This window comes from Desulfobulbaceae bacterium, assembly GCA_015231515.1.
Taxonomy (GTDB): domain Bacteria; phylum Desulfobacterota; class Desulfobulbia; order Desulfobulbales; family VMSU01; genus JADGBM01.
In genome coordinates this window covers 532-17,044 of record JADGBM010000069.1, presented here as the reverse complement: position 1 = coordinate 17,044, position 16,513 = coordinate 532, and the positions used below count along the sequence as shown (strand labels likewise).

11 protein-coding genes and 1 pseudogene (1 of these 12 cut by a window edge) are annotated in these 16,513 nt (G+C 44.2%); 2 read left to right on the top strand and 10 right to left on the bottom strand.

Annotated features, from left to right (window positions below; genetic code table 11):
• Positions 1–196: 196 nt before the first annotated feature.
• Entirely contained in the window at positions 197–2,122 is a 1,926-nt protein-coding gene (locus HQK80_10930; GenBank protein MBF0222721.1) for a transglutaminase domain-containing protein, read from the top strand.
• A 22-nt stretch (positions 2,123–2,144) separates the two neighbouring features.
• Here the strand turns inward: HQK80_10930 and HQK80_10925 are convergent, their stop codons facing one another.
• The 10 genes from HQK80_10925 to HQK80_10880 all read right to left on the bottom strand — a co-directional run bounded on the left by HQK80_10925 (position 2,145) and on the right by HQK80_10880 (position 15,319).
• Positions 2,145–4,259 carry a tetratricopeptide repeat protein gene (locus tag HQK80_10925; GenBank protein ID MBF0222720.1) on the bottom strand — a complete coding sequence of 705 codons (2,115 nt, stop codon included), beginning with the start codon at positions 4,257–4,259 and terminating at the stop codon, positions 2,145–2,147.
• A 68-nt stretch (positions 4,260–4,327) separates the two neighbouring features.
• Complete coding sequence (locus HQK80_10920) at positions 4,328–4,909, bottom strand: acyltransferase (GenBank protein MBF0222719.1); 582 nt, start codon at positions 4,907–4,909, stop codon at positions 4,328–4,330.
• 49 nt (positions 4,910–4,958) lie between these two features.
• The gene (locus HQK80_10915) at positions 4,959–6,344 is read right to left on the bottom strand and encodes a B12-binding domain-containing radical SAM protein (GenBank protein ID MBF0222718.1); all 1,386 of its coding nucleotides are present in this window, start codon (positions 6,342–6,344) and stop codon (positions 4,959–4,961) included.
• A 121-nt stretch (positions 6,345–6,465) separates the two neighbouring features.
• The gene (locus HQK80_10910) at positions 6,466–7,488 is read right to left on the bottom strand and encodes a class I SAM-dependent methyltransferase (protein MBF0222717.1); all 1,023 of its coding nucleotides are present in this window, start codon (positions 7,486–7,488) and stop codon (positions 6,466–6,468) included.
• A 33-nt stretch (positions 7,489–7,521) separates the two neighbouring features.
• Positions 7,522–8,211, bottom strand: coding sequence for an NTP transferase domain-containing protein (locus tag HQK80_10905; GenBank protein ID MBF0222716.1), 690 nt, complete (start codon positions 8,209–8,211; stop codon positions 7,522–7,524).
• Complete coding sequence (locus HQK80_10900; protein MBF0222715.1) at positions 8,208–8,465, bottom strand: hypothetical protein; 258 nt, start codon at positions 8,463–8,465, stop codon at positions 8,208–8,210. Before HQK80_10900 ends, HQK80_10905 begins: the two co-directional genes overlap by 4 nt.
• Before the next feature lie 9 nt (positions 8,466–8,474).
• Positions 8,475–9,662 (bottom strand): glycosyltransferase family 2 protein, encoded by a 1,188-nt coding sequence (locus tag HQK80_10895; protein MBF0222714.1) that lies wholly within the window; start codon positions 9,660–9,662, stop codon positions 8,475–8,477.
• A gap of 196 nt (positions 9,663–9,858) precedes the next feature.
• Complete coding sequence (locus HQK80_10890; protein ID MBF0222713.1) at positions 9,859–10,563, bottom strand: N-acetylneuraminate synthase family protein; 705 nt, start codon at positions 10,561–10,563, stop codon at positions 9,859–9,861.
• The gene (asnB, locus tag HQK80_10885; protein MBF0222712.1) at positions 10,547–12,409 is read right to left on the bottom strand and encodes an asparagine synthase (glutamine-hydrolyzing); all 1,863 of its coding nucleotides are present in this window, start codon (positions 12,407–12,409) and stop codon (positions 10,547–10,549) included. Before asnB ends, HQK80_10890 begins: the two co-directional genes overlap by 17 nt.
• A gap of 6 nt (positions 12,410–12,415) precedes the next feature.
• Entirely contained in the window at positions 12,416–15,319 is a 2,904-nt protein-coding gene (locus HQK80_10880) for a DUF115 domain-containing protein (protein MBF0222711.1), read from the bottom strand.
• 568 nt (positions 15,320–15,887) lie between these two features.
• Here HQK80_10880 and HQK80_10875 point away from each other — a divergent pair.
• Positions 15,888–16,513: pseudogene (locus HQK80_10875) on the top strand (flagellar protein FlaB); it runs 531 nt beyond the window's last position.

The following is a 16,513-nucleotide window of genomic DNA, read 5'->3' as shown; positions in this document are numbered from 1 at the left end:
GTAGAATGTTGTGTATATATTCCTGTCAAGTGGTTACATCGAGCATTGATTTTGCGATAGGAAAGATTGATGGACTTTCGCTTCAAGCGATGTTTGTATATACGCTTTTAGCTGTGCCGGAAAATGAATATGGTAACCGGGTAAAGTCAATAAACATCAAAAGTCACTTGATAATAATATTGTGAGGGATGAGGCGATGGGGCAGACTGCAAATGCGGTAATAACTGATGAATCAATGAGGGCTAGGCTTCTCAATATTATTAAACAGAATAATATTTTATACGGACAGCCTAAATCTCCATCGTACGAGTGCAATTTGTTCTCTGAATCGTTTTTGTTCTTGCAGGAGATGCATGTCAAGGGGGAGCAAAAGTACATCTTTGTTAAGCCTATCGGATCAATCTTTGATGGCAATGATGGACGAAAATATTTTGGCGATAGATTCTTGCGCGTTGAGCTGGAAGAAACGCCGGATATTCATACGATCACCCATGAAGAGTCGCTTAAGAAATTCTACTCCTTTTCTATTCAGAATGTCTCGAAGATGCCAAAAAAGTCTGTAAGAGCTGTAGTGAATGGAAAAGATTTTACCAGCATTGAAGGTATATTAAAATTTATCTTTCAAGGCAGAGATCTTTCCGACAAGCAAAAAGCCTTTTTGATATATCTTTTTTTAACTCACTATCGGGTAGCAACTTCCACCAGTACCAGTATCAAAGATTTTGCATACTCATACCCGCCAGCCACGCTGAGTTTTTTCCCTGGGGGAGACTGTCTGTGGTCATCTGGGCTTTTTGCAACGCTTTGCCATTTTGCTGGGTTACAATCCAGAGTATTTTTTTTCCCTGGAGTGCATGCTTTTCCTGAAGCTTATTACGATGGGGACTGGCACATTCTTGATTCTCATGCCCAGATTTTTTTCCCAGATTTGAACAAAGACTCTGAACCGTCTAGTTTTGAAGCGTGTCAATCGTCAGCGTCTGCTATTTCATTTGATGAGTTGATGGTTTTGCCCCCATTGCAATACGCAAAGGAAGATTTTATGGAAATTATTAAGGGGACGTCAAATTTAGTAGAGGCAATTTCATATTCGAGTGAAGAGCTCGGGGCATTATCCGAGGAGTTTTCGAAAAACCCTCTTGCCAATTTGTCGATAGATTTGCTGCCCGGAGAAAAGGTGACTTTTTTTTATGATCTGCCCTGGTTTTGGGTCTCACAGCGTGAGTTCCTTTATGCAAAACAAAAGCGATCTGTCCTTGTGGATGAGTTTGATGTTGGGGTAATGGTGTTCTGTGGTGAAGCACAAACAAAATGGATTAAATTATTGGCGCAATCGCATTTGGAGGGGCTGATGAACAGCTTTGCTCCAGGGGCTGAGCTTTCATTTACTCTTAGTCCTCGCTATCCTGCTGTCGATGGATTTATCCGAATTGAAGGAGATGAGCTTGCAAGTGTGGATGATGTCACCTTTCAATATAAAAATCAGGTTTCAGGTGAGTTTTTAGAATTATTGCCGGTGATTGTGGAGGAGGGGCGAATCGTATTTCGGATGAGGAGAATGTTTGCCGACGAACTTTTAATGTCGCCAATGGTAGTTCGTTTGTTCTTTCATAAAACCCTCAACAGTTTCAAGGTCGGAGCTGAGGTTATCTGTGAGATTTCATCTTTTGCCCTGCCTGAATTTGTCTATGGAGAAAACAGTTTGGAGATCTTCGAGGGCGGAAAAAAAAGTGACGGGTCAGGTTTGATTGTCGAAATGAGTTATGATCAACGGTCTGTATCGGAGGAGTTTAAACGGATATTCTGTGATTTCCCCAAAGATGGTGATGTGATCAGTTTAAATGATCTTACACGCTTGCAATGGCATACAGATGGTCACAAAATAGTTGATGGGGAAAAATTTGAAGTCATGGTCGGCTTTGATGAGTGTATCACTCAGCCAATTTCGCCAAATTTCCATAGAGTAGTTGATGGCGGCAAAATGGATGTGTCTCTGGCTGACCAAGTTTTTCTGTTGGCTGGGAAAAAGTATTTTTGGAAAGTCGTGCAGGTGAATGAGAATGGTTTTTTATCAACGCCGGTTTCTGATGTTTTTTCTTTTACTATTTCAGGAAATCATTGATTCAATTGATCGATTGAATCAATTAGCGTTCACTCGCCCTGATAAGGTCTAGGTAATCCTTTGCATACCGTGTGCCGAACTCTTTAAGGGATGCTGGGGAAAAGTGTAGATTGTCATCTCTATACGAGGCGTTTAGTCCAGCCGAAGATACGATTTTTAGTCTAGGAATGTTTGCGGAAGATTCACGATATGCGTCGCCAATGATCGTATGATATTTAATTGTTTGTTTTTGAGCGAGAAAAGGGCCAAGCTCTCCAGCCATAACGGGTAGATCATTTTGGCCTAGGTCCTTTCTTATTGATGAAATGAACTGGCAAAGGTTTGTGTAATAGGCTTGAGCTGTGATAAGCTCAAAGGCATCAGTCTCTCCATTATGCCAGAGTATCCCTTTAATTCTACCTTGATATGAGGCCTTTTTCGCTATGTTAATGGTCTTCTGGTAGAGGTCGCCACCAGGAACCCACCGGCAAATAGGACTCCCTCCATGAGCGCAGTTGATCAAGCCAATGGAGGTTTCTGGGTTTTCAGCCAGGAGGCTTTTGGCAAAGGCTAGGCCCAGGCTTGTGCCTTTTTCTACTATCTTCCAGCCATCATCAGTATATTCAAATATCCGACGGTCGAGGTTGGGTGGCAGATTAAACCAGTTGGCCTTTCCTTCCATATTTGATTGACCAAGCATCAGGAAGATCTCCAGATCTTTTCCATCTGTTTCAGGTGCTTCTGGCGGAGCAAGAGGAAAGGGGGTTTTTGTGAAGATATTCTTGAGGTTGGTTGCCTCTTCGACCTCTCCGCTTTGCATAAGGCTGCTTACCAGATTAACTTGTGAGTTGAGATGGCCAGGGTCAATCTTGATTGACTGTTTGTATGTCTCGATGGCTTTGTTAGTTTCTCCTGTTTTATTAAAGGCATTGCCAAGGAAGAAATGGAGATCTGCACAGTCACGTTCTTTGTCTATGGCTTTTTGAATTTGCTGTATCTCCTGTTCTGGTTGATGGAGATTGGCATACACCAGGGAAAGGGCATAATGTAGTTCCGGTGTGTTCGTTGAGATTTCAAGGGCCGTTTGTATGTAGGGAAGGGCATCAGCAAATAAATTGTTTTCTACGAGTGTCCTGGCAATTTCTTTTAAGGCAAATATATTTTTTGGGGAAACGGAGAGGATAAGACGATAGCTTTCAATCTGTTCGTTAATTTTTCCGATGGTGCCAAAGGCGCTAGCAAGGGACAGTAATGTTTCATGGCTTTCTGGATGATATTTAAGATAGGTCTGGTAATATTGTATCTCTTGCTCTGTCCTGCCGGTATTTCGATTAATAATAGCTAGGTTAAGATACGCAGAATTCTGGCTGGGGTCGAGTTGGAGTGTCTTAATGTACAGTTCCTGAGACTTCTCCATATTTCCGGTTTGCAGGTTCAATGTTGCTAAATTGTAATATGCTGTTGCGAAATTGGAAGAAATATCGATGGATTTTTGGAAACAGGTAAATGCCTCATTGGTTCGGCCTTGTTCCATATAGATTCCCCCGAGAGAATTGAGAACATGAAAATCTTCGGGGGTTAGAGCAATAACCCTTTCGTAGCAGGTCAAGGCCTGTTCAAGATCTCCTTTTCGATAATATGTCTCCCCTAAGGAAGCAAGCGCTCTGGTATGATCTGGGTTTAGCAAGATGGCCTTTTCTCCGGCGGCGATGGCATCGTCAAATCTGCCGACATCTTTAAGGGTAGTGCAGAGGCAGTAAAAGGCGTCAGCGCTTTGGGGGTTAAGTGTGATAACCTTTTCAAAGGCGTTGATTGCTTCGAGGTGGTGAGATGTTTTATAATTCATCAGTCCCAGTTGGTGCCAGGCATCGGTGAAGTAAGGGGTGACTTTTACAGCTTTCTCATAGGCTAGTTTAGCTGTATTAAAATTCTTGATGGCTTGGTATGCCGCTCCAAGGTTAAAGAGGATTCTATCGAGGCGCGGATTGATCGAGAGGGCCTTCTGGTAGTTTTCTATTGCCTCAACATAATTACCAGAGTTATGGTGTTGCACTCCAGAGTTTAAGTAACTTTCTATTTGGGAAAGATTATTGGCTGAAACTTTCGATTTTTGGCAGGGACGGCTTTTGTTGCGTCTGTTTTTGGTTTTAACGGCCATTTTGTATCTTGTTAAGCTACAATGAACTTCCGGAACTCATTGTTTTTGCAGTTGTTTGAGTTCGTCCTCTATCGATTTCTGACAAAACGGGCAGGGTTGCCAGCCCAGACCTGATAAGAGGGTATGTCCTTGGTTACGACTGAGCCAGCACCGATAATAGCTCCGTCGCTTATGTTAACTCCTCCTAAAACAGTCGTTCCCGTTCCGAGATAGCAGTCTCTGCCGATGGAGACTTCTTTGAGCACGGATTGCTGGTTCAGGATGACTTGGTCCGGGGCAAAGCCGTGTTCCGTGTCTATTATGTAGCAACGAGGAGCGATCACTGTATAGTCGCCGATAAATATTTTGTTCTTAGAGGCAATGATCGTCTCTCTGCCGACAAAAACCCATTTTCCTATTTCTACGATAGGGTGGGGCATGGTGAGTAAAAGCCAGCATCGGGCATGAAAAAAGCAATTGTCACCAATGGTCAGCGAGCCAGTGTGGCAGATAGAGACCTCAACTCTTTCTTTGAGGGTGATATTTCGTCCATGAGAGATCTGTGGATTTCTTAATAACCACCAGGAGCGCAGCTTGTCTCTAATGTTGAGATAACAGGGACTTGCTTTGTCTTGTTTTCTTTCTATAACAACATTGTCAAAGTTAATCATTTGTTAAAGAGTCAGTTTCCTAGGAACTCTGGATTTGGAATTGGCGCAATCACGCCGCCAATATTTCTCGCTTGGGTTTCTGGTACTGTACCGTCTTGAAAATAGAATCAAGTTCCAGTCCCAGTTTGTCTGCCAGTTTTCCTAGTTTTTCAGTGGCGGTTTCCACGAAAATCTCATCACTCATGGATGTCAGGTTGATATGAAAGTCCTGCCTGTCTCCGAGTTGTTCGAGATAAGCAACTTCGTCTGGGATATGCCCCTTGTCTCTGGCCCATTGGTAAATTGGGGTGCCAGGTAAAGGAAGTAGAAAGCCAACGCTAGGGAAAATATTGCATTCATCGCAGACATCCATGGTCATCTGGATGGTTTCAGGCGTTTCTTGAGGATAGCCAAGGACGACGCTGGTTCGTGGAGGGACGCCACCTGCCCATAGAGCCTTGGACTGCTCTTTAAACTGCTCAACAGTTATTTTCTTGTTCATTGCTTTTAATATTTCAGGACTGCCATTTTCGAGTGAAAATGCAATGTTTTCACACCCTAGTGCTTTCATCTCTTTTATTAATGACACATCGGCTTTATTGAAAAGTCCTGCTCGGCATGGGGCATCCCAGCCAAATTTAAAATCAAGGTCGGCCATTTGGTCAACTAAAGCACGAACCGCTTTTGTGTTAGGGAAGGTGAGTTCATCCCAAAACATGATGTAGGTTGCCTTGAATTCTTCATGGAGTCTTTTAATCTCATTGACAATGGAGCATTCTGAATAGCGGCGGTACGCTTTGCCTTTAAAGGCATGATAGCAGAACGTACAGGAATATGGGCATCCCCTGCCGGTATTTAAAGGGTAGGGGGCAACTGATTGGGAGAAGAAAGCGTTGCTGTTGACCATGCTGTAACTGTTATATTTCTCCAGGTTAAAGATATTCCAGTCAGGAAAGCCGAATGAATCGAGTTTGGGCTCTACTTCACGTTTTTCGCTAAAAACAACCTTGTTATTATCTTTATAGGCAATACCGGCAATCGCTCCAACATGGTTATTTTTGTCTAAAGCTTTAAGCAGTTCGACCATGGTCACATCGCCTTCGCCTAGAACGGCGATATCAACCATGGTGTTCATGAGTAAGAGTTCTGGAATTGATGTTGCTACAGAGTTCCCAGCAACAATGGTTGCTTGGGGATTAATCCGCTTGATTGTTGAGGAGAGTTGTCGTGCGAATTTAAAACCTGTCACAATGCAGCCAAAGGCATATACGTCATAGGTTTTTCTTTCAAGCATAGCTTCAAGATCTTCAAAAGAGAGAAGGTCCACATCCATATCAATTAAATCGAATTCAAACCCAGCCTTTTTGACGGCAGTCATTACATAGGCAAGTCCAACCGGCAGCAATCTTCTCTTGGCATCAGGGCGTATTGAAAGATTAATAAACAGTATCTTCATGAGAGGTTGCTCCTTAAAATGGTTTTGTACGTTTATCTTGCTGTAGATGTTATTTTATGAAAGACGTGGAATTTTGTATCAGCCTTATATCGTTCTACTTCGGCATAGATAGGCGGAGTCTTTAATCTTTTATGGCGATAACATGCCGCTGGTCGGCAAGCATTGCTTTATCGACACAGTTTTGTATGCCATCTTCAATGGAGGTTAAGTTGCCAGCAAGAGACTCAATCATAGCAGGGCTTAGTTTGTCTTGCAGGTTGGTGATCATGAAACGGGTTAAGTCTGATGAGTCCTGGCCGAAAACCCATTCTGAAAGTATTGAAAATCCGGAATTTTCCAATGCGTATTGAATTGATTTGTCAGTATAGACCTGGGTGTGAACCACACAGTCAAAGCTGCGGGCAAAATTATTACTGAATATATTTTCCAGCAGACAGGCAAGACCGAAAACCGGAACGGCGAAAATAAACAGCGTTCCTGGCGGGAGTTTATTAAGCTCTTGAAAGAAATGAAATGCGTCCGGAAGGTGTTCAAGGACAAAAAATGATGTGTATATTTCTGCGGGGTACTGGGCAATAGCGTCGGCCATTTTTCCCTCATAGTGGCTGAGAGGGGTGCCCTCAGCAAAGTTGTTGGCAAGTTCAACAAGTTTGCGGTCAGCATCAAACCCTTTGACTTTATGAAATCCCTTGTCTTTAAGGGCTGAGGTGAAATAGCCGGCACCTGCACCCATCTCGGTCCAGCGCATTTCTGCTAGCTTCTCTGCACTGTATCTTAATGGGGCAAGGCTGCGGATGATCCAGTCGAGTTTTGGCTGGTAAATCCGTCTTTTGCGGTCGTGGTATTCTTCTGCACTTAAAGAGGGATAAATTGTGGCAAACTCCATATCTGGAAAGTCTGGTGGTGGAAGCTTTTTGGTCTGAAGATGGCCACAGACCCTGCAAAAAATGGTTGGGGTTTCACGGTGTAAAAACAGCTCGCCGGATAAACCATTGCCACAGAGAACACATTCAGTTCTGTCTTGAGCTGTGGCTAGCCTTTTTAACTGGTTCTCCTGAAAAAGTTTTTGTTTATGGTCGTTGAGGAGTCTTTCTGCACCCTCTTTCTGGAGATCGGCGGCGGGTTTTGAGTATTCTATTCTCATAAGAGATTTCCTCTTAAATACGGGAGTTGTGGGTCATGGGTGATCTTGTTTTTCGGCTTGGAGAAGCAGGGTTGCAATATCGAAATGAACCGTTTTTAAGTTGCGAATCAGCCCCTGGGCCGTCTCATAATCTTCGGCAGTGTCGATTGTAAACGTGTTTGAGATTTTGGGCCAGTCCTGTGGGGGGAGCAGCTGGATTTTTTTGAAACGCTCAGGCCGGTTGTACATCCCCAGGGTAAGGTGCTCTCGTTCGTCGGCTGTTAAATGCTCCAGATGCAGCGTTGCCATGGCTTTTGCCTGATATATTTCATAGTCAATGCCAACCGGAAACTTAGTTTTGGTCGAGGCAATCTCAAAACTGTTGTGTCTGTTACACTGATCGATGCAGTAGTCAAGGCTTGCACCGTCTACAAAGGGGCAGTCTCCTGTGACTCTGACTACATACTCAAGGTTGAAGTGGTTGGCGGCACCGACAAAACGGGATACCACGTCATCTCGGTCCCCCCTAAAAATATCAATGCCTTCTTTTTCAGCGACTGCCTTAAGCTGGTCATCAGCTGGAAGCTTAGTGGTTGCCAGAATTATCCGGGAGACCTGTTTTGAGGTCTGTAGCCGCCTAATCAGAAAAGAGATCATCGGGGTGTTTTGCAGGGGAAGAAGCGCTTTTCCGGGTAATCGTTGTGAGCCAAGACGAGCGGCGAGAATGACTCCATACTTTCTCACTTGTTATCTCCGTTCAGCAGGATGTCAGCAATTTTTAAGGTTTGCTCTGAGTTGATGAAGAAAAACTCATCCTTTGAAACAGGGAAATGAACGACTTGTGGCCCCATGGTTGAGCCGGTTTTGACATTACTGTTTTTTAAGGCGAAACAGGTGTTTGCCTCACGGTAGACGGTGTCAAAGTCAGTTGCAAAGGAGCTGATCCGGTTGATTGGCTGTAGACCGTGGGGGGCGCGCCTGTAAAGGCGATCCTGCAACTCTTCAACTCACATAGAGGAAGAAACATCATTGAGAAGTAATGTGGCGACCGCCTCTTCTAGGGTCTCGGTCTTTACAAAGGGCGCCTGTAGGTAAGAGATTACTGTTGTGCCCTGGTATTCGGGGTCAAGCTCCTGGATTATCCTTTCAAGACTCTGGGTCAAACTGGCAGACCTCATTGTGTCTTCTGGGTGTCGACCGGCGAAACTAAGTCTCGGGTCATTAAATTTCTGCATCACAGTTTTGACCTGTAGGGTGTCGGCACCAACGATAATATGGTCAAAGAGCGGGGAATTAACACACTTATCGATGCAGTGTTCAAGGAGGCTCTTTTCTCTTAAACTCCGTTTCCATAGGTTAGAGGAAAAATCATAATGGACCCGACACGGTATGTAAGCGATTATTGGACGGTGTTTTTTTAGTGTTTCTTCGATGGCATCAAACTTAATTCTGCGTCGGGCATCGATGATATGTTGGCTGTTTTCAGTGAGATTTTTGCCATGACGACGGTAATAGAACAGGGGGAGGTTGATATTAGCAACTTTATAGTCTGCCATTAATCTGGTCCATAGGTCAAACCCATCTTGGGCGCCTAGGTCTTCCCTGTAGCCATTGAGATTTTCGAGGACTTCTTTTTTGATAAGGAAGCAGGCACCGTTTGCCGGCACATCAAGCAAGTGGTTGTTTCCGTGTATTTTTTCCCGGCGCTCCTGTGAAAATACGTTGCCTTGCTGATCCATCAGATAATAGTCGGGGAAGACCATCGAACAGTTTGGATTTCTGTCCAGGTAGTTGGAGAGAACCAGGAGAATATTTTCATCAAAAATATCATCGCCGTCAAGCCTGATGAGTCTTTCTCCTCTGGCTTCTTTGATTGCCAGGTTACAGACACCGGGCAGGCCGAGCCCTTCGGTATGGAAAAGTCTAATTCGAGGAGCACCCTCGTAGAGCTTCATGATATCTGAAGTGTTGTCTGTTGAGTTGTCGTTTATTATCAGCAGCTCCCAGTCATCCATTGTTTGGCGAAGAACGCTCTCAATGGCTCGTTCAAGATACTGGCCATAGTTATGGCAGGCAATGTAGACGGTGATTTTAGGCTTTTTTGCGGTTGATTGGTCCATCATCGTTTTTGTGTCAAGCCAAATAGGAGTGTTTTCTTCAATAGCATAATAATCCTTTAAAGCGCTTACTGGCATCGTTGAGCCCCTTAATCTAATTGATAATATGATCTTATGGAAATCAATTTCATTAAGCTTATCGGTGTTCTCTAAAAAAAATTGAATGAAAGATGATGCAGAAAATGCGATGGAATACAGAATTAGTATTTCCGAGGCCTCTATGTGACTCAAAGCAGTTGCCAGGAACTCTTGGTCAGGGTTCCCGAGTTGATTCTCATTGCAGGCAGGTTTCTATTTGAGTTCGGTAGTCGGCAAGGGTTTTGAGATCGTTTGGCTCCATACTGCAGCTGTGATCCGGGCCATACATTGATTTGTCCAGAGTGAAGTGTTTTTCAACCGTTTTGGCTCCTCTGGAAAATGCCACGATACTGGCAGTTATGCCAATAGTATGGTCGCTGAATCCGGCATAGGATTCGGTGAAATCAATTGCTGCCAGATGAAGTTCGGAAAGGTCAGTTGGGTATTTGGATACACAGTAAAGAAACTCGACTGGGGCTGAAGCTTTTATCTCTGGGAAATTTTTATCTGTCCACATGCCAAGGGAGGCGAGGATGGGTTTATTGGTTGCTGCTATGGCCCTGATAAGCGCTTGGTCTGTAATAGAGCGGGATGCAATTTTGTAACGCTTGAGGCCAACTTCTTCGAGCCAGGCAATCCGTTCCACGTCAAAAACTGAGGCCATAAACTCAATTTCTGCTTTGCAACAAACATCTGCAAGCATAAGCAGTTGGTCCCGGCTGATTTCTGTTTTGCAGTTATAGTCAAACCATGGGTTGTCAGTTTTGGGGAAAAGGGCTTTGGCGTCGTAAATTTGAAATTTGGCCACATCGGCGCCATTCTCTTTGGCGGCATAGATGAGTTCTTTAGCAATGGCCATATCACCGTTATGGTTTTGGCCAATTTCAGCTATTATTTCCATGGACGTTCTCCAGCCAGATGTTTAGCATAATAAATGAAAATATTGTATGGCCGTTAAGCCGTTCAGGGTCATTCAACATGTTGACCGCTATGTCGCGGCTTTTTTTATGGATAAGCCCGGCTTTCATCAAAGCCGAGTTTTGCGCAAAAGAGTCTTCAAGTAGGTCTGCCCAGTCACTTTTTAACCAGTGGTCGATAGGGACATTAAAGCCGTGTTTAGGGCGAGTGAAAATGTTTTCAGGAAGAATGGGAGCAAACGCCTTTCGCAATGCCCATTTTAATGTGTCACCCTTTACCATGTCAACATATCGCAGTTTGTCAGAGTGGGCAAGCACTGACGGTGCTGCAAAAGGGACTCGTCCTTCCACTGAGCAGGCCATGGTCATCCGATCTGCTTTTCGCAACATCTCATTGGGAAAATAAAACTGCCGATCTTGTTGGATAAATTGTTCTGGAGTCCAGGTCTTGGCTTTGTTGAATGCATGAAAATGGTTGATGGAAGGGAGAATTGTTTCAAAATATTCCGGGTTATAGAGTTGTTGTTTCTCTCGTTCTGCAGCATAGTAATGCCAGGCCCAGGCTCTTTCTTGTGGCGGCATTGAGGCAAGAATCTGCAGCCTTTTTTCAAGGGAGATTCCAAAGTTTTGAAATGAAACAGGACTGTCTGTTACTACAGGTGTTGGAGTAATGCCGTCCAGTCCCAGATGGGCGTACCATGAATACCCGCCAAAGCATTCGTCTGCACCGTCTCCGGTTAATAAAACCTTTATGTCGTGTTCACGGGCGGCTTGCGCAATAGAGAGGATTCCGAGTCCGGATGAGACTGAGAATGGCTGGTCTCCGTGTTTACAAAATTTGATAAGATTCCTGCGGAAGTCATCGGCAGTGACCCTGATGGTGTGGTGTGTGGTGCCGAGTACGCGGGCGTATTCCTCTGCATAGGTCGATTCGTCTGCCGTGCCGTGGTAAGGATCTGACAAATTTTCAAAGCCAATGGTGAATGTGGTAACATTTGGAAGTGATTTTGCCGCAACAGTTGAGACAATTGAGCTGTCCAGACCACTGCTAAGAAAACAGCCCACCGGCACATCGGAAAGCAATCGACTTTCGATAGCTTCAGTGACAACGCGCCGGGTTTCTTCCACGATGGCATGTTCGTCATAGTCAATCCCCTGCTGGTTAAATCTGTTTGCATAAGGGCGCAGGTGTATTCCCTGTTGTTCAGCAATGAGCAGATGTGACCGGGGTAATGCCTTGACCTTACTATAAATTGTGGCTGGTTCTGGTATCCAGAGAAATGATGGAAAATCCCATAGGGCTTGCTGGTTTAATGACCGGTCCCAGCCGGGATATGCGAGCATGCTGGATATTTCTGAGGCAAAAACTACATCGGTCTCTGAAAGGGGGATGTAGTAAAGGGGTTTTTCTCCGGGGATGTCACGGGCAAGGATAAGCTTCTGTTCGTTGTCAATCCACAGGGCGGCTGCGAACATGCCATCAAGCTTTTCGAACAGATCCACGCCAAATTCGCTGTATAGATGACAGATGACTTCACCGTCTGATCTGGTCCTGAAATGATGGCCTTTTGCCTCCAGTTCGCGACGAAGTTGCGGGTAATTATAGATTTCGCCATTGTAGAACAGGACGACTGACTTGTCTTCATTATAGAGGGGCTGGTCGCCTGATTCCAAGTCGTTGATGCTCAAACGGCGCATGCCCGCACAATAATTGCCGGACCTGTAGAAACCGGACGAGTCTGGACCACGGTGATATAGGGCTGAAACCATCGGTTTGATAGTATTGGGGTTTATGCCACCGTTTATTTTGTAACCAGCAATGCCGCACATAATAGATTATAAAACTGCTCCAGAGTTTGTTTGGCTAGTAGGAGACTGTGAAAGAAGGACGGATTTGTCTCGAAGAAATTGAAACGCTGTCTGGGCTGATTCTGGTTCGTTAAGTTCGAGGTAGCAGTCTCCCATTTTTTTCAACACCATAATATTCTCCGGTAAGGCTTCGAAACATTTTTCATAGGCGATTATCGCATCTTCAAATTGTCCGGCTTTTTGAAAATTGGTGCCGATCTGCTCCCAATATATGCCGTAGTTTTTGTCAATCGCTATGGCACGTTGCAGATGGGTGATTCCCTTGTCAAAAGAGTGGAGCGCGAAATGAGCATCAGTAAGGTGAATATGCAGCTGCGGATCATTTGGGGCGTATTTTAAGGCAATACTTAGGCTGCCTACGGCATCGTGAAAGTTGTTTTGTTTCATGAGTAGGTGCCCGTAAATCCTATAAAAATCAGCCACAGAAGCACTTGAAAGGCATTCAGCTATAAGGGGGTTGTCAATAAAATTTTTATACCAGCCCAGAATAAGAGTTTCTGTCTCTTCCGGTACGTTTTTTGCCGAGGCTTCAATGATCTGTTTAAATTCAATTTCGGCAATAGCCTGAATTTCAGTTTTAATGCCAAGGTGATTGCTGTCATAACGTAATCCCTTAAAAAGAAGCCACTTGAATGAGCTTTTGTCAATGTTTTTGTAGCCCTTGGCAAAGGATAGATATTCATCACCAGATTTTTTGCAAAATGTATCGATCTGTTCAGCCAAACCTGGATTAAGCTCTAATGCTCTTATGAAATGCTGGTCGGCTTTTTTCCACTGTGTCCATTGTGCTAAGATGATACCTAGATGGAAATGTGCTTCTGCACAGTCGGGGGAGATAGTTAGAAGTTTGTTCAGGATAGGCTCGGCCCTTACGAGGTCTTCTGAACTGACATATAGTTTTGCCAGATTCAGATAGGCTGTCTCGTTTTCAGAATCAAGTTTGATGTCCGATAGAAGTTTTTTCTCTTTTGCATAAAAATCAAGGAGAAAGGAGAGGCGACCCCGAAAGGTAGTAAGAACATCGCTGCGGACAGCATTAATAGCTAAAACTCTTTCCATGTTTTTGGCAAGCCAGTCCAAGTATCGGTTGGGGTCACCATGGAGCATATTAAGTTCATGCTGAAGCCGCTCACTTTGTTGAACACCTGATAGCGTTAGCTCTTCAAGCAAAGGCCATATCTTTTTTGCGTTGTCCAGGGTGTTATGCAAAGTGTCAATTTTTGCTAATTTTTGCTGCAGGGCAGGGGGAAGGGATGTGAGGGTTCTGTGGCCCGCTTTCTTCTTTTTGAGCGAATCAAGTTCTCGTGCAATGTTATGTGAGAGCGAGTCTGCTTGTTTGATGGTCTTTCGAAGCCCTTCTATGGTTTTCAGGGTAGACCGAAAACTTTTGACTATTGTGTTTGTGCTGGCCTTAGGGGCATGGTCAACGGCATGGCGCAGTTTGCTGCGGATGTCACGGGGGGTGCAGCAGTATTGGTTAATGACGTCCTGTAAGGGTAAAACATCAGTGCCTTGGATGTGTACCCCCCCCTCGGTAGCGTTAATGTATTTGCCTGGATTTTCATCTATGATTCTTTCAAAAAACTGTTTCATCCCGTAAAATGCCCTGTTGGTGGCAACTTTCTTACCATCAATGCCATCTACCATCATAGCTTCGGTGGATGATTTTAAGGTGTTTTTCATCAGATCTTTATGTTGGAGAACTGCATGACTGGTGTGGTCTTTATCGTCGGTGTAGGCCAGGTCCTGGCCAATGAATACAATTGGTGAGCAACCCATTATAATTGCAGACAAAATGTTCAGGTGGGCAACGGTTCCTGCGCCTCCAGTAAGCAATGATCCTCCGATGAGATTATTAAGCCATTTCTCAATGGGTTTTGCGGAAAATGTCCAAAAAACGTGCTCAGCGGGAAATATCTTAGGTACCTTGGGTGTTACCCAGGACATGCAGATCAGGGAGAGATCTTTTGCTTTGTCGGTAAGATCGGCAATTTTTTCGTAGGTGTTGTCCTGGGGGTCAATTGAGGTGAGGAAGTCCGGGGTCACATTGTGGGCTAGAAGAGATGGCAGTACCGAGTCGACGGCAATTATGACCGCATTTCCTTTTACTTTAGAGAGCAGGTGAACGTTTTTATCCAGTGACGGTCCCCCAGCAACAATAATTGCCGGAGTTCCAGCGAAATGACCCTGAATATCTTCGATACGATTATTGTGGGGCATCGTACTGAAATGACGGAGTCGGTTGTCGATGAAAGTGTGGCCGAAAGTCATTGAGGTGCTGCCTTCAACGTTGTAGCTGCTTACTTGAGAGAAAACAGAATCGGCTATCTCTTTATATGTATCTGGGGCGTATGTGAACGAAGGCATATGCTTGAGTGTATGAATTGACTCAAGCTGTAGAGCTTTTGATGCCGGGGCCAGAACTTCTGGGGCGTTTGGATTGTTACCGATGCTCAGGATAACCCGGCGGTCGGACAGAACTTGCCTCAGGTCAGTATTTATTAAAGCCTGATGGAAAACTCCTAACTCGGCTTCAAAAAGTATGAAATGGCGTATTGAGTGGCGCTTTTCGACAAGGGCTTTCAAGGTGTAACCAAGGCCCAGGCCAAGCAAAACAACACTTCCTGAAGAGTTAACAGGAACCATATTAAGAAAAGTTTGGATTTCTTGGAGAGGATCGTCTTTTTTGTGCAGTAGGATATCTTGCCCGCTTGTGGATTGCAGTTGGAGATTGAGCTGGCCATTAGGTGCTGTTACGATCTTTCCCAAAGGTTCAGATCCATTCTCCTGTAGAGCCTCCCATTTGCGTGGATGGTGTATTGCCAAAACCGACATGTTTTTTTCATAGATTTCGTTTTTCGTATTGATCATAAGTTTTCTCCTAGGGCATCGTTCTGAGGTGTCCTCTGCGGCGGTATATGTAAGGCAAGTAGAAAGGTTTCTCCTAATTCTTTTCGGGTGTATTAGAAAAAACATGAGAGAATTGGTTGTGAAATTAATTTTTGAACCAAGACTGGGCTGTTGCGAAAGTATGGCTAACGATTGGTTTGCTACCATAAATACCTTTCTGATAGATATTTAACAAATCGGAAAGTTGATATCTGATTTTTGAACGTCTCTGGGTTTTCATTTTGTTTCGTTCTTTAAGCGGATTTTCTGTATAACGGTTCCCCTGTTTATGCGTTTGTTGGTTTTATGAAAAAATTTAAGTTATTCCTCCTGGTGCCGATACCTAAATATGAAAAGGTGGGAAACCGGGTGATCGGTCTGTTTTTAAACTTTAAAATTTATGAAGAGAAACCGAAAAGGAGGTGGTCGAAAGCCTGAAATTGTATCTCGGAAGGTACAAATGTTTGTATTGCAGGGGTGTTCGCATTTTGTGGAACAACATTTATGAGAGAAAGGATTCTCTCGCTATTAATCACGGAGGAATTTTACTATGGCTTTAAGAATTAATACCAATGTGGCAGCGTTAAACGCCCACAAAAACATGATTAAGAACGACAATGCCTTGTCGGCATCCTTGGAAAAACTGTCGTCAGGTCTGCGTATTAACAAGGCGGCTGATGACGCTTCAGGTATGGCGATTGCCGACTCATTGAGGTCTCAGGCCTTGGGGCTTGGTCAGGCGATCCGAAATGCCAATGATGGTATTTCAATGGTACAAACTGCTGATGGCGCTCTGAACGAGTCCATTAGTATCGTCAATACTATTAAAACTAAATCGATTCAGGCTGCGGCTGATGGCCAGACCATTGAATCACGAAATGCGATCCAGTCCGATATTACCAAGCTCCTTGAAGAGTTGGATATGATAGCTAAAACTACATCTTTCAACGGGCAGAAGTTACTTTCAGGATCATTTACAAATAAGGAGTTTCAAGTAGGTGCTTTTTCTGGTGAAACTGTAAGTATTTCAATTGCATCTGCGGAAGCAGCAAAACTTGGTCACGTTACAACAAGTAATCTAACTGTAAGTGGTCCTGGTACTGTGGAATTGAGTATATACAGTAATATTCAGGATAAGAACTACTTGATAGAGTCTTCCACAGTGGCCTATGATAA

What these genes read in the sequence shown, in the direction of transcription:
- HQK80_10930 (MBF0222721.1), top strand. Translation starts at nt 197, where the DNA reads ATGGGGCAGACTGCAAATGCGGTAATAACTGATGAATCAATGAGGGCT.
- HQK80_10925 (MBF0222720.1), bottom strand. Translation starts at nt 4,259, where the DNA reads ATGGCCGTTAAAACCAAAAACAGACGCAACAAAAGCCGTCCCTGCCAA.
- HQK80_10920 (MBF0222719.1), bottom strand. Translation starts at nt 4,909, where the DNA reads ATGATTAACTTTGACAATGTTGTTATAGAAAGAAAACAAGACAAAGCA.
- HQK80_10915 (MBF0222718.1), bottom strand. Translation starts at nt 6,344, where the DNA reads ATGAAGATACTGTTTATTAATCTTTCAATACGCCCTGATGCCAAGAGA.
- HQK80_10910 (MBF0222717.1), bottom strand. Translation starts at nt 7,488, where the DNA reads ATGAGAATAGAATACTCAAAACCCGCCGCCGATCTCCAGAAAGAGGGT.
- HQK80_10895 (MBF0222714.1), bottom strand. Translation starts at nt 9,662, where the DNA reads ATGCCAGTAAGCGCTTTAAAGGATTATTATGCTATTGAAGAAAACACT.
- HQK80_10890 (MBF0222713.1), bottom strand. Translation starts at nt 10,563, where the DNA reads ATGGAAATAATAGCTGAAATTGGCCAAAACCATAACGGTGATATGGCC.
- asnB (MBF0222712.1), bottom strand. Translation starts at nt 12,409, where the DNA reads ATGTGCGGCATTGCTGGTTACAAAATAAACGGTGGCATAAACCCCAAT.
- HQK80_10880 (MBF0222711.1), bottom strand. Translation starts at nt 15,319, where the DNA reads ATGATCAATACGAAAAACGAAATCTATGAAAAAAACATGTCGGTTTTG.